This window comes from Actinophytocola sp. (assembly GCF_049647105.1).
Classification (GTDB): Bacteria; Actinomycetota; Actinomycetes; order Mycobacteriales; family Pseudonocardiaceae; genus Actinophytocola.
Map to the genome: position 1 here is coordinate 1 of NZ_JBARWZ010000023.1, position 12,131 is coordinate 12,131.

General features: G+C 65.2%; 16 protein-coding genes and 1 pseudogene. 11 read left to right on the top strand and 6 right to left on the bottom strand.

The window, feature by feature from the left end; translation table 11 throughout:
- Positions 1 to 200: 200 nt before the first annotated feature.
- The 3 genes from WBA97_RS03375 to WBA97_RS03385 all read left to right on the top strand — a co-directional run bounded on the left by WBA97_RS03375 (position 201) and on the right by WBA97_RS03385 (position 2,253).
- On the top strand, positions 201 to 701 hold the full coding sequence (locus tag WBA97_RS03375) for a hypothetical protein (protein ID WP_424229173.1): 501 nt from the start codon (positions 201 to 203) through the stop codon (positions 699 to 701).
- 867 nt (positions 702 to 1,568) lie between these two features.
- Positions 1,569 to 1,892 carry a hypothetical protein gene (locus WBA97_RS03380; protein WP_424229174.1) on the top strand — a complete coding sequence of 108 codons (324 nt, stop codon included), beginning with the start codon at positions 1,569 to 1,571 and terminating at the stop codon, positions 1,890 to 1,892.
- A complete protein-coding gene (locus WBA97_RS03385; protein ID WP_424229175.1) occupies positions 1,885 to 2,253 on the top strand; it encodes a hypothetical protein in 369 nt (122 codons plus the stop codon). The genes WBA97_RS03380 and WBA97_RS03385 overlap by 8 nt, the downstream gene beginning before the upstream one ends.
- Before the next feature lie 208 nt (positions 2,254 to 2,461).
- On the opposite strand, the gene WBA97_RS03390 is transcribed toward WBA97_RS03385, so the two are convergent.
- Positions 2,462 to 3,340, bottom strand: a complete 879-nt coding sequence (locus tag WBA97_RS03390) for a DUF2690 domain-containing protein (protein WP_424229176.1) — start codon at positions 3,338 to 3,340, stop codon at positions 2,462 to 2,464.
- 348 nt (positions 3,341 to 3,688) lie between these two features.
- Between WBA97_RS03390 and WBA97_RS03395 the strand changes: the two genes are divergently transcribed.
- From WBA97_RS03395 to WBA97_RS03405, 3 genes and pseudogenes are all read left to right on the top strand, one after another.
- Complete coding sequence (locus WBA97_RS03395) at positions 3,689 to 3,991, top strand: hypothetical protein (protein ID WP_424229177.1); 303 nt, start codon at positions 3,689 to 3,691, stop codon at positions 3,989 to 3,991.
- A gap of 71 nt (positions 3,992 to 4,062) precedes the next feature.
- Positions 4,063 to 4,356: pseudogene (locus WBA97_RS03400) on the top strand (DUF2690 domain-containing protein); the annotation flags it as partial.
- Between the two features lie 30 nt (positions 4,357 to 4,386).
- Positions 4,387 to 4,527 carry a hypothetical protein gene (locus WBA97_RS03405; RefSeq protein WP_424229188.1) on the top strand — a complete coding sequence of 47 codons (141 nt, stop codon included), beginning with the start codon at positions 4,387 to 4,389 and terminating at the stop codon, positions 4,525 to 4,527.
- A gap of 320 nt (positions 4,528 to 4,847) precedes the next feature.
- Here the strand turns inward: WBA97_RS03405 and WBA97_RS03410 are convergent, their stop codons facing one another.
- The 3 genes from WBA97_RS03410 to WBA97_RS03420 all read right to left on the bottom strand — a co-directional run bounded on the left by WBA97_RS03410 (position 4,848) and on the right by WBA97_RS03420 (position 6,781).
- Positions 4,848 to 5,642 (bottom strand): hypothetical protein, encoded by a 795-nt coding sequence (locus WBA97_RS03410; protein WP_424229178.1) that lies wholly within the window; start codon positions 5,640 to 5,642, stop codon positions 4,848 to 4,850.
- Positions 5,643 to 5,656: 14 nt separating this feature from the next.
- Positions 5,657 to 6,115, bottom strand: a complete 459-nt coding sequence (locus WBA97_RS03415) for a hypothetical protein (RefSeq protein WP_424229179.1) — start codon at positions 6,113 to 6,115, stop codon at positions 5,657 to 5,659.
- A gap of 126 nt (positions 6,116 to 6,241) precedes the next feature.
- Positions 6,242 to 6,781 (bottom strand): hypothetical protein, encoded by a 540-nt coding sequence (locus WBA97_RS03420; RefSeq protein WP_424229180.1) that lies wholly within the window; start codon positions 6,779 to 6,781, stop codon positions 6,242 to 6,244.
- Between the two features lie 83 nt (positions 6,782 to 6,864).
- Here WBA97_RS03420 and WBA97_RS03425 point away from each other — a divergent pair, with 83 nt between their 5' ends.
- Complete coding sequence (locus WBA97_RS03425) at positions 6,865 to 7,173, top strand: NAD-dependent epimerase/dehydratase family protein (protein ID WP_424229181.1); 309 nt, start codon at positions 6,865 to 6,867, stop codon at positions 7,171 to 7,173.
- A gap of 8 nt (positions 7,174 to 7,181) precedes the next feature.
- Positions 7,182 to 7,634 (top strand): hypothetical protein, encoded by a 453-nt coding sequence (locus WBA97_RS03430; RefSeq protein ID WP_424229182.1) that lies wholly within the window; start codon positions 7,182 to 7,184, stop codon positions 7,632 to 7,634.
- Positions 7,635 to 7,637: 3 nt separating this feature from the next.
- Here WBA97_RS03430 and WBA97_RS03435 read toward each other — a convergent pair whose 3' ends face one another.
- Entirely contained in the window at positions 7,638 to 8,036 is a 399-nt protein-coding gene (locus WBA97_RS03435; protein ID WP_424229183.1) for a PASTA domain-containing protein, read from the bottom strand.
- Positions 8,037 to 8,161: 125 nt separating this feature from the next.
- Positions 8,162 to 8,584, bottom strand: a complete 423-nt coding sequence (locus WBA97_RS03440) for a MerR family transcriptional regulator (RefSeq protein WP_424229184.1) — start codon at positions 8,582 to 8,584, stop codon at positions 8,162 to 8,164.
- 28 nt (positions 8,585 to 8,612) lie between these two features.
- Between WBA97_RS03440 and WBA97_RS03445 the strand changes: the two genes are divergently transcribed.
- The 3 genes from WBA97_RS03445 to WBA97_RS03455 form a co-directional block, all read left to right on the top strand.
- Positions 8,613 to 9,299: a methyltransferase domain-containing protein gene (locus WBA97_RS03445; RefSeq protein WP_424229185.1), complete on the top strand. Its 687-nt coding sequence runs from the start codon at positions 8,613 to 8,615 to the stop codon at positions 9,297 to 9,299.
- A gap of 79 nt (positions 9,300 to 9,378) precedes the next feature.
- A complete protein-coding gene (locus tag WBA97_RS03450) occupies positions 9,379 to 11,487 on the top strand; it encodes a chorismate-binding protein (RefSeq protein ID WP_424229186.1) in 2,109 nt (702 codons plus the stop codon).
- On the top strand, positions 11,484 to 12,131 hold a 648-nt coding region (locus tag WBA97_RS03455; protein ID WP_424229187.1), incomplete at its 3' end, for a nitronate monooxygenase. The genes WBA97_RS03450 and WBA97_RS03455, both read left to right, overlap by 4 nt.

A 12,131-nucleotide genomic window follows, 5' to 3' on the forward strand; every position in this document is an offset into this window, starting at 1 on the left:
TCCTGGCCTGAGCGGAAACCAGCGCGAGCAACTCCTCACGTGACAACTCCTCCGCACCAGACACGCCAAGATCATCTCAAACGCCGCCCCCAGGCTCACAACGGCCACCAACCAGCTGAACAGCTACCGGCGAGAGGCTCCGCGTTGATGCGGAAGCATCCGGCCGCAAGCAAACGCTTGGACTTTCCCTAATATGTCAGATGGCCGGAAATACGGCACTCGGCGCACTTTCGCTGTATCACGAAGGGATGTGGTACGCCGGTGCCGCGCTCACTCGGCAACTAGTTGAACATCACCATCTGTGCGCATATTTCGCAGAGGACCAGGCAAGAATTGTGCAATGGTTAGAGGCCAGCGATAAGGAGCTTCGAAAGCACTTCTCTCCGGTGAAACTGCGTGAAGCTGGGGGCTTCACGCGCACAGACTACGCCGCACACTGCACATGGGGTGGTCATCCGAACCCCCGCGGAGCGTGGTTGGTAGCGAAGGACCTCAAAGAAGACACAGAGAATCTATTGTTGATCGACATAGCGCAGCATCTGCGTCTGATCTATGTCGCAGTGGCGAAGTGTCTGGGCGACCTCGCGAACGAGATTCCAACGATGGTCAAGGCATACAACTACCTTTTGAAATGGCAAGCTGCGGATCCTTACGCAAACGGCCTTCCGGTTGCCGCAACTGTGCAAGGTGAAAGTATCTAAAGAATGTCACCTACATTTTTGGCTGTGAACTTCACGCTGCTCGGACTGCTGACGACCAGCAATGCTGGTTCGCGACGAATGCGCCCCCAGCGTTGTAACCGTGAGTGACAGGCGTTTGCCGCCGACATCGACCCGGATGCACGGGTCGCGACGCGTCTCTTTGGCCCGGCGGAAGGGATCTGGTACTCTCGCGCTAGTTATATAACGAGGTTATATTGGAGTCTCAGCAAGAATACAACGACTCAACTAACGTGAGGACATTGCGTCCTAAACTACAGCGCTTCTCGAGAGGAGACCGGCACACCCCTTCACGGTGAAGGTGGCGGAAATTTTAGAAAAGGAGGATCCGCGACCGGATACCTTCCTGGATCGTCGGGCGGATCTTGAGTCTCGGTACTATCTGCGCGTTCTTCTGCTTGGGGTTGCATCGCTGCAAGTTCATCATCTGAGGGCATCGCTCCAGACTGCGAGTCAGAGCACAGGTCGGTTGGGCCGATATAGGAAAGTGAGGTCTCGGCAGCAGCAGTGGACTCTTGACCCACCTTATCCACAGACGGAGGCCAGGTTTCCGTATTCTCTGTTTGCCTTCCTCCTCATTATCGTCTTGGCCGCCAGGTTCGTTCTGGCCTTTGTCCTCATTCGACACGCGTTCCTCCTTGAGACAGACCCCTGCTAAAACTGAGTGTATGCGTTCAGTATCACGCTTACAACAGCTCCTACCCCATAGCTTTCGCGCAAGCGTCACGAATGCCATCCCGTCGGATGACATCCGTTACATATCTCCTCCCAAATTTGCGAATCCGCTCCCCAATGGGCCGTCGCGAGATCGTCTTCTCGCGAAATTGATCACATTGGAGAAAATCCACCATGGAAGTCATCGTCTATTTCAACGAACATCCTGACCATTTCCTTGGCTACGAGCACGGCCAACCACTGAGGCGAGTCTTTAGCTACGAGCCTCCGACCAAAAGCGCTCTATTTCGGCTGGCAGACGAGGCCTTCCAAGCATTCAACGCGCCGCTCGGATTCGTCATGCCCGCCTATCGCAACGTGGCGAAAGCCTACCGAGCAGCGGGCCTACGGTCGTTGTCGGTCGGTGACGTGCTGCGGGTCGGCGACAGTTGGCTGGCATGCGCAGGGACCAGCTGGATCGCGCTCGTCGACGAGCCGAGCGAGGTGTCTGATGCCTGACACACCGGTCGGCCTCCTGGTCGTCACCCCGGCCGGCGAAGTGCGGGACTACCTCGTCATCGCGAACACCAGTGGTCTGGTCACTGCTCGGAGCATCCTCGAGGCACTGTACGACCAGATCGGCTGCACCACGGTCGACGTGGTGGCGCTGTCCCCGGAGATCGACATGTGGGTCGACGACGAGGGAGCCTTTGAAACCCCAGGTGCGCGTCAACCAGCTGGCCTCCTACATCGCAACCCGGTTCGACCTGCCGTTTCAGCTGTACGTCGGAACCGTCGTGTTCAGCGGCGGCCCGGACGCCCGGGGCAACACCAGACCGCTCGGCAAGCCAGCCCGCGACAGGCTCAGGACCTTGATTGACGAACTGCGCAGCATCCCGTGGGGGCGGTGACCATGCGGGGAGTTCGGTTACAGCCGCGTGTACTGAAGGGCATCGAGACGGCGTGGGGCTGCCGCGCGGTCGTGACGGATGCCGTCGAGTTAGCCGTCAGGCCAGAGCGACTAGTGCCGCTCTGGCCTGAGATGACGGTGCCTGAAAAGACACGATCATTCCCTGGAGAAGACCGTATCAATTAGAAGCTTCTACAGGAACAAGCTTGGAGCAGTGGCGCTCCTCATTCTTCCGACTCACGCAGACCCTCGCGCGCATTCCATCGGAGATAGGCAACATCGGCGTGTACTTATCATCGTACTGGATCACGGTATCTCTTTGCGCTCCACCACCGCCAAAGATCTCAATCATGTCACCTACTGTCCCACCGGTCATCTTGCCCCATATCGCCTGGCACGCCTCGCTGCGCTTGACCCTAATGATTACCCCTTGATATGACTCGGCGAGTGCCTCACTGAAGATCACGTCTTCGTCCTTGTCGCACTCAAGGTCTTTCGGGTCCTTACCCGCGCAATCCTGCCCTCGACACCCCGACTCCCGGCCTGAAGGCGAGGCAGGTGAACTCGTGGTTGCGTGCGTTCCTCCGGCGCTGCGACCGCTCTCGCTCTCACTGGAATCCCGAAAAAAGTTGACGTAGATAGTGCTCAGGGCTGCTATAAGTCCGATAATGATGGCTGCTCGCGTCAACCACTTACCTAGACCAGGCGAACTTTTAGATTCGCCTTGCGCGGCCTTTTTACGCCCACGACGAGGCTGAGGTATAGCCTTCCATCTCTCCTCCCACGGCTTCCAGTCCTTCTCATCCGTCCCCACAGCCGCCTTGACGATAAACTGGACGTCGCCATCCCAAGGCCAATAGTTCTTACCCTTGCGCCTGTTATTGATCCAGTTGTCAAATGTCGAGGAAGATATGAACGACTTTCCAGCCTTATGCGCAAGCTCTTTGGCCTTCTCGTACCAGCCGGTTCCATTCAAGTCACGACACAACGCCTGTTTTCTTAAGGCATCCCAAAATGACCCGAAGGTTTCAGCTTGGTCATCATCTCGTACTGCCACCTGTCGCTCCAACCCGCCCGGATGGCGCTACACGAACTGCGAACCGTCAGAGACGGAGACACCTTACCGACACCAGCGCAGGCGCGCCACTCGATCTTGACGTGAACATACGCAGCGCCCAGTGAACCCAAGATGCCTAGAACGTGCCGCATTCTCTCTCGTCAGTCTCCAGATTCTTCAAGCTTTCCAAGTTTCTCGACGCCGACAGTCGTGTTGTGAATCCTGGTGGCGATCGATGCGAACTGGGACCGAGTTCAGACTCATCAACCCAGTCTTCGATCTCAGTTCGCACCCTCAAGAGAAAGGAACAGTTCCATGCAGTGGACTACACGGATCACTGCGGCGGCCGTGGGGATGCTCGCGCTCATGTTGCCCATTACGGGTGGCACGGCCCAAGCATCTGAACTGCCGGTCAGCAGCAAGACGACTGTCCAAGCGAGCTGCCACTACACGGTCAACGGCAACAACGTGGCTGTTCGCCGTGCGCCCGACCCGAACGCGCATGTCATCAAGTACAAGGACCGCGGTCAGCACGTTCACGGGCCGTGTGTCGACTACTTCAACAAGCGCTGGTGGACGCAAGTCCACCTCGGCAACGGCGGCACTGGCTGGATGGCCAGCGCATATCTTGTGTACAACGGCTACTGGTGACAGACGGGAGGCGGCCCTCGGTATTGAGGGCCGCACCTCCCGGAAATTCACTATCTATCGGAGAAATCAAAATGCGAAAAGGTATACTCGCCCTCATCGGTGGGCTCGTACTTGCGATACTCTTGCCACTCACGACGGCGTCCGCCCAGGCGAGTCCGGCCACGACTAGATTTGCGGCGTCAACGCCGCAGGCAACGGCCGCTGCAGTGAAATGCAAGGGCAAGTCGTGCACGGGCAAGAACCCACAGACCATGGGGTGCGAGAAGGACGCCAAGACCATCGCCAACACGCGTCCGGGTGGCGGAGGCCCGAAGGTGGAACTTCGCTACTCGAAGAAGTGCCGCGCGGGCTGGGCACGTATCCAAAGGGCTGCCTCGTGGCCCTTCATGCTCTCCGTGAAGAACGGGCCGAACTACACCGAGATCAGTTCCAACGACTACCGGCGCTACACCAAGATGGCTGGCAAGCCCCTCAAGTTCCGGGCATGCGTCAAGCAGTACTCGAGCGACGCCTGGACGTGCACTCGCTGGCGCTGACGATCAGTTCAGCAGTGCAGGGAGCGCCGTAGGTCACTCCCTGCACTGCTGTGCGCTTGATCGATGACTCCGAGCCTGGCGACACCGCGGCGAGCCTGCGCGGATCCGCTACATGGCAGCTCACATTGACAGCAAGGAGCGTCATCTCTACGTCGACGAAGGCGCCGCGACCGGACACGATAGAACGAGCCCGCTTAGTGCGTGTCACCCGACGCAACCTCAGCTCACAGCCCTACCAAACCCGAGAACCAGCCAACCATGGCCAAAGTCGGGCCCGTTGATTGGGGCGACGCGTTCACGGATCCCGGCGGTGCGGTACATCAGGCAGCAACAGGATCGTCCCGTTCTGCGTCTTGCGGCACGCGGCTCAGCCGCTGATCGCCCTCGATCCGTGCTTGAAACTCGGAGCGCACGGCCTTGACCAGCCACCGCGCCTGAGTCGCACCTACGCTCAACTGAACACGAAGCGTGTCTGCCGAAATCGGCTTTTGGTGCGCGGCACGATGCGCAGCGTCCGCTTCCCGCGCCAACTCCAAGAGCTTCTCCGGCGAACGCTTTTGCCGCGTCAAGTGGGGCTTGCCCTGGCCGGCTGCTTCGTTCAACTTCGTCTCGCTGCCCGCCGGGCCGGTCTCCGGCTTCTCCCGGACTGGCACCTCCGACTGCTCTTCAGCAACCGCACCGTGCGTGACCCCGGAAGACTTGCATTCACCGATCGCCTGCAAGAAGCTCGGGCCCACTTCAGCCCAACCGATCAAGAGGAGCGGCCCGACGGCGTCGAAGGCTGCCTTTCCATACTCACCTGCCACTACCGGGTCGGCCACGTTCAACGCCAACGTGACCACGCTCGCGAAGATCAGGAGTCGACGAGCAGGCCGCAGTATGTCCGCCGACGCGCCAGCAAGCGCCAGATGCCGGGTACCTAGCAGCAGGCCAAGAATCGACAGATCGACCGCGGGTGCGACAAGTGGCGCGACCCAGACCGGGACTCCGAGCCGGAGGGCGAGGTTGAGGACGTTGCCGAAGCCGAACATGAAGGTGAGGCCGACGACGACGCCCATGATCACGGTGACCGCCTGGACCACAGCGGCCCCGTCCGAACCTGATCGAGTCGACATAGCTGTACGCCGTGTCATCGAGCATCACCTGCTTCGACGCGCGGACGTCCGTGGCTGTCTCGCGTGGGGATGCCGCGTTCGCGCAGCTTGTTCAGCACGGTGGTGTGGTTGACCCCGAGGTGGTCGCCGACTCGCGCGAGGGACCAGCCGAGGTTGTAGAGGTGGATGGCGTCGTCGACCTGCTCGGGAGAGAGGCTGCGGCGGCGCATCTGCACGCCGTGCCGATGGAGGATGTTGCTGACCGTTCGCCGTTCGATGCCGAACCGGTCGCCGAGTTCGTACACCGTCGTGCCGGATCGGTAGTCGGCGATCAGCTGCTCGACTTGCTCGGCGTCGAGTTGCCGGGCGCGGCCGGGGAGGTCCCGCTTGATCGACGGCGGCTCGGGTGTATCGAGGCTGGGAAGCTTCTCACGAAGCTCTTCCAGGGCTCTGACCTGGTCTTTTGTGTTCGAGTAAGGTCCCCTAGCCTCCACACATCGGAGGCGAGTGCTCGCGGAGAGCGCTCGCCTTTTTGTGTTTCGCCATTGTATTGGGGGGCCGAGCCCCCCATGCCCCCCACGGTGCGGTTGGTTGCTGACCCAGCTTGGGGGCGTCCGGCCTTAGGCCGGTTTTCGGGTGGCCGGTTTCGGGTGGCCGGTTTTTGGGTGGCCGGTTTTTGGGTGGCCGTTTTCGGGTTGGCCGGGTTTGGCCCGGTTGCCGCCTGTCGTCGGCCTTGACTTGTCCACATTGGACTGTTGCTGCGGGGGTTGGGTCGGGCTTCTGTTCCTTGGGTGTGGTTGTTGTTTCTGTCTATGGGGTTCTTCGCGTGCTGTGAACGTGGTGACCAGGTGTGCCACCTGTCGGGTCAGTTCCTCCGGGTTGTTGTGTGGTGGGCCAGGTGGCCGTCCAGCCACAGTGATGCCAGGCCATGGACCAGGCTCCACAGCGTCAGTGCCAGCACGTTCTTCGACCGGCTTCATCGTGCCGGCGGCGATGCGTGCTTCGACCGTGTCGTCCAGGACCGCGAACGCGTTCTCGCCTGCTTCCTCGCCCTGCTGGCTCTTGTGGGACTTCTTCAGCTCCTGACGGAACATCAGCTGGAAGTAGGCCGCGTCGCGGCCCGCGAACAGCACGTACTCCTCGATGAGCGCGGTCAGCACCGCGGTCGGGGTCGGTGCCGTGGCGGGCTGCGACTACGTGATGCACGTGGCGTCGCCGTTCCCCGTCGGCGTTCCCCGTCGGCGTGCCGAAGTCGGACGATGAACTGGTGCGGCCCGCGGTCGACGGGACCCTGCGGGTGCTGCGGGCGGCGGGCGGCGCGGGTGTGAAGCGGGTGGTGCTGACGTCGTCGATCGCCGCGATCGTCTCCTGGTACCGCGACGACACGGTGCGGACCGAGGCCGACTGGTCCGACGTGGACCACAGCCCGGCGTACGCGAAGAGCAAGACCCTCGCCGAGAAGGCCGCGTGGGACTTCGCGCGGGAGTCGGGCCTGGAACTGGTCGCGCTGAACCCGGAATGGTGCTGGGGCCGCCGGCCGGGCCGGGAGTGAACACGTCCGTGGACGTGGTGCGGCGGCTGCTGGTCCGGGACGTGCCGGGGGCGCCGAAGATCGGGTTCACCCTGGTGGACGTGCGGGACGTGGCGGTGGCGCACCGGCTCGCGATGGAGTCGCCGATCGCGCCGGGCAACCGGTACATCCTGGCCGGCGACCGCCTGTGGATGCGGGAGATCGTGGTCGTGCTGGCGGAGGAGTTCAACCCATGCGGCTACCGCGTGCCGACGGGTTCGATGCCGACGTGGCTGCTGCGGCTCGTCGCCATCGCCGACCCTTCGGTTCGGCAGGCCCTGGACTTCCTGGGCGCCTGGAGCTGGTCACCGCCGACAAGGCTCGTCGCGAACTGGATTGGTCCATGCGCCCGGCCCGCGACACCATTCTCGGCACCGCGAACAGCCTCATCGAAATGCGCCTGGCGCCGAACCCGTCGAAAAGAAGGCGGCGCGGGACACTAGAGGTCATTCGTCGATTTTCTTCGAACGCAGCGTGATGGTGGTGTCGATGGGCGCCGCGGTGCCGCCCGCGACCGACTGCGAGACGACTTCCCAGTTCCGGTCCCACACCAGCTGCCGTCCCTGGCCGGTGGCGTCCTCTTCGACGAGGACGTAGAAACCGTTCGCCTGCAGGGTGTCCTGAGCGAGCTGGTGGTTCATGCCCACGACGTCCGGCACGACGGCCTGGATGGCCGTGCCTACCTGTGGCGCAACCGGTGCGGGTGCTTCCGTGGTGTCCGGTGGCGTGTCGAGATCCACGCCGGTCGTGGGCGTCGCCGACGGCGTGTTCGCCGGTTCGTCGTCGTTGTTGGTGAAGAGTCCGATCACGACCAGCACGGCCACAATGCCGATGACAATCGGCATGATCTTCGTTTTCGGGGGCGTGGTGGTCAACCTGTATCAGCTCCGCTAATGGTCATCCGGCGATTTCCCATGTGAGGTCGCGGCGTGGCCCGGCCGTGTTACGGGAAATTCCCGGAATCAGCCGATCAGGTCTCAGGATCGCGGCGGGGGCAGGGCGGTGGCAGGTCCACGCAGCCGGGCACGTCCCGGAGAAGTCCCCGGAAGTTCTCGCACGCCATCAGGTCGTCGTGTTCGCACGTCTGGCCGCCTTCGAGCATCACGAGCGCGGCCTGCGCGCGGGTGATCCGCTCGCGCAGCGCGGCGCTGTGGCGGGCCATGACCTCGTGCCGGGTCGCCGCCGTCCCGGCCACCAGTATCGACCGGATGTCCGCCAGCCCGAGGCCCGCCTCCTTCGCCAGCAGGATCGACGCCACGCGGTACAGGTCCGCGTCCGAGTACCGGCGGCGGTAACCGTCGCGTGCCGGGGCGAGCAGGCCCTCCGACTCCCAGTGCCGCAGGACGTGTGCTGGCAGCCCGAAGCGGGCCGCCACATCGCCGATTGACTTCATGTCGACATTAAGTCGCAGCATGGGTGGCATGTCCACACTGCTGAATCTGCTCGACGCCTTCGACGAGCTGCCACAGGCCACTGACCTGCGCACCCGGTCCTACCGCGAGCTCGGCGACACCGTCGTCGACGTCGGGTGCGGCAGTGGGCGCGCGGTCTGGGAACTCGCCGGGCTCGGCAGGAAGGCCATCGGTGTCGACCTCGATCCGGAGATGATCGAGGTCGCACGGCGGCGATGGTCCGCCTGCGAGTTCCACGTCGGCGACGCGACCGCGCTGCCGCTCGACGACGCGTCCGTCACCGGCTACCGCGCCGACAAGGTCCTTCACGTCCTCGGCGATCCCGCCGTGGCGCTCGGCGAGGCCAGGCGTGTGCTGCGGCCCGGCGGCCGTGCCGTGCTCACCGGCCAGGACTGGGACGCGATCGTCATCGACTCCGCCGACCCCGCACTGACCCGTGCGCTCGTCCACGCCCGCGCCGACGCCATGCCCAGCCCGAGGGCCGCCCGCCAGTACCGGAACCTACTGCTGGACAACGGGTTCACCGAGGTCACCGTCGAGGCGCACATCGCCGTGTTCACCGACGACCTGGTGCTCCCGATGCTGGCCGGCATGGCCGAGGGGCCGTGGCTCGACGACCAGGTCGAACGGGCCACCCTCGGCCGCCTCTTCGTCGCCATCCCCGTGTTCCTCGCCGCTGGGACTCGTGGTGACTGAGCGCCGGTAGTGGCTCTTGTCCAGTGATGGACGACGCCTTGCGCACGGCACCGCCCATCGGCAAGGCTCCGAGGTGGCCATGCGCACGCTGATCATCGACAACTACGACTCGTTCACCTACAACCTGTGTCACCAGGTTGGCGCGGTGACCGGCGTGGCCCCGACCGTGGTGCGCAACGACGAGCGCGTCGACCTCGGCGCGTTCACCCACGTGATCGTGTCGCCCGGCCCCGGCCGTCCGGAGAAACCGGCCGACTTCGGCATCTGCGGTGACATCATCCGCACCACGGACCTGCCGCTGCTCGGGGTGTGCCTCGGTCACCAGGGCATCTGCCACGTGCACGGCGGCGAGATCGGCCCGGCCCCACGCGTCCGCCACGGCGAGACGTCGGCCATCCACCACGACGGCACCGGCCTGTTCGCCGGGCTGCCGACGCCGTTCACCGCGGTCCGCTACCACTCGCTGGTGGCCACGAGCCTGCCCGACGTGCTCGAACCCGTGGCCACCAGCGACGACGGCGTGCTGATGGCGGTACGCCACCGCGAGCGGCCGCAGTGGGGCGTCCAGTTCCACCCCGAGTCGATCCGCACCGAGCACGGTCACCGGCTGATCGCCAACTTCCTGCGGCAGCCGAGGGAACGGCAGGCGGTCACGGTCCGCACCCGCGCACCAGCGCCCGCGATCCGGCACCGGCGCGTGCACACCGCGGCGAGCGCGGAGACCGTGTTCGACACCCTCTATGCCCGCGCCGACTACGCCTTCTGGCTCGACAGCGCCGACGGAGGCACCTCCGGCGGCCGGTTCTCGGTCCTCGGCGACGCGAGCGGGCCGAGGGCGAGGGTCGTCACCGCCGACGTCACCGCCGGCACGGTCACGATCCGCCACGCCGACCACCCGGACGAGGTCACCCACAGCGGTTTCCTTGACTGGCTGGCCGCCGACCTCGCGCGACAGCCGGTTACCCCGCCCGACCTCCCGTTCGACTTCGCGCTCGGCTGGGTCGGCTATCTCGGCTACGAGCTGAAGGCCGAGTGCGGCGCCGGGGCCGCGCACCAGTCGCAACACCCGGACGCGGCGATGATCTTCGCCGACCGCGCGATCGTGTTCGACCACCGGGAAGGCGACGTCCACCTGCTGTCCCTGACCGAGGACCACTGGCTGGACGAAACAGAAAGAACCCTCGCCGCGCTCAGCGCCGAGCCCCCCAACGCAACCCCCACCCTGTCCCGGGGGCGTCCCGCCTTGCCAGTCTACCGGCCGGGGGTGACAGAACCGGGGGGTCAGGGCCTGGCTGTGGACAACTCACCCTGCTGTGGACAACTCGACCAGACCTCGGAACTGGGGCCGCTCAGCGCACGCCATGACCGCGCCCACTACCTCGACCTGATCGCCGCGTGCCAGCGCGAGATCGTCGCGGGCGAGACCTACGAGGTGTGCCTCACCAACCAGCTCACCGCCGACGGCAAGCTCGACCCGTGGCCCGCCTACCGGCGCCTGCGCCGCGCCAACCCGGAGCCGTTCGGCGCGCTGCTGCGGTTCGGCGAGCTGAGCGTGCTGTCGGTGTCGCCGGAACGTTTCCTGAAGGTCGGGCCGGACGGTGTCGCGGAGTCCGAGCCGATCAAGGGCACCCGCCCGCGCGGCGCCACGCGGACACAGGACGCGGCGCTGCGGCTGGAGCTGGGTGCCGCCGCCAAGGACCGCGCCGAGAACCTGATGATCGTCGACCTCGTGCGCAACGACCTCGGCAGCGTCGCCACCCTCGACGGCGTGACCGTCGAGCGGCTGTTCGCCGTCGAGACGCACCCGACCGCGCACCAGCTGGTCAGCACGGTCCGCGCCACGCTCGCCCCCGGCCGCGGCGCCGTCGACGCGGTTCGTGCCGCGTTCCCCGGCGGCTCCATGACCGGCGCGCCGAAACTGCGCACGATGGAGATCATCGACCGGCTCGAGGCAGGCCCGCGCGGCGTGTACTCCGGCGCGCTCGGCTACTTCTCGCTGTCCGGCGCCGCCGACCTCGCCATGGTCATCCGCACGCTCGTGGCCGGCGCCGACCGGGTGTCCTACGGCGTCGGCGGTGCGATCATCGCGTTGTCCACACCGGACGACGAGGTGGCGGAGACGGTCGTGAAGGCCGCGCCGCTGCTGGTTCTGCTCGACCAGGACTTCCCAGGGGAGGGGACGCGATGACGATCCTCGACGGGCTCGACCACCCGGTCGTGCAGGCGCCGATGGCCGGTGGCGGGTCGACACCCGAGCTGGCGGCGGCCGTGTCGAACGCGGGCGGTCTTGGGTTCCTCGCCGCCGGTTACCTGACCGCGGCCGCCGTGCGGGACCAGGTCGCGCGGACCAGGGCGCTGACGGACGAGCCGTTCGGGCTCAACGTGTTCGTGCCGGAGCGATCCACCGTGGACGACTCGCTGGTGGCGGCGTACGCGGCCGAACTGGCAGGCGAGGCGGACCGGTACGGCGTCGCGCTCGGCAACCCGGCGGGTGGCGACGACGACTGGGCCGCCAAGCTGGCGCTGCTGTCCGAGGTGAACGTGCCGGTCGTCAGCTTCACCTTCGGCTGCCCGGCGCGCGAGGAGATCGCCGAGGTGAAGCGGCACGGCTCCGAGGTGTACGTGACGGTCACGTCCGCCGACGAGGCCCGCGAGGCCGTCGGGGCCGGCGCGGACGGGCTGGTCGTGCAGGGCCAGGAGGCCGGCGCCCACCGGGGGAGCTTCCGCAACGATGGCATCGACCACACGGGCCTGATCCCGTTGCTGCGCAAGGTGTCCGCCGCCGTGGCCGTGCCGCTGGTCGCCACGGGCGGGCTGGCGACCGGCGCGGAC

Excerpts from the sequence above, each read along its gene's own strand:
- WBA97_RS03445 (WP_424229185.1), top strand. The coding sequence starts at position 8,613 with ATGTCCACACTGCTGAATCTGCTCGACGCCTTCGACGAGCTGCCACAG.
- WBA97_RS03380 (WP_424229174.1), top strand. The coding sequence starts at position 1,569 with ATGGAAGTCATCGTCTATTTCAACGAACATCCTGACCATTTCCTTGGC.
- WBA97_RS03375 (WP_424229173.1), top strand. The coding sequence starts at position 201 with ATGGCCGGAAATACGGCACTCGGCGCACTTTCGCTGTATCACGAAGGG.
- WBA97_RS03450 (WP_424229186.1), top strand. The coding sequence starts at position 9,379 with ATGCGCACGCTGATCATCGACAACTACGACTCGTTCACCTACAACCTG.
- WBA97_RS03435 (WP_424229183.1), bottom strand. The coding sequence starts at position 8,036 with ATGCCGATTGTCATCGGCATTGTGGCCGTGCTGGTCGTGATCGGACTC.
- WBA97_RS03385 (WP_424229175.1), top strand. The coding sequence starts at position 1,885 with ATGCCTGACACACCGGTCGGCCTCCTGGTCGTCACCCCGGCCGGCGAA.
- WBA97_RS03440 (WP_424229184.1), bottom strand. The coding sequence starts at position 8,584 with ATGAAGTCAATCGGCGATGTGGCGGCCCGCTTCGGGCTGCCAGCACAC.
- WBA97_RS03410 (WP_424229178.1), bottom strand. The coding sequence starts at position 5,642 with ATGTCGACTCGATCAGGTTCGGACGGGGCCGCTGTGGTCCAGGCGGTC.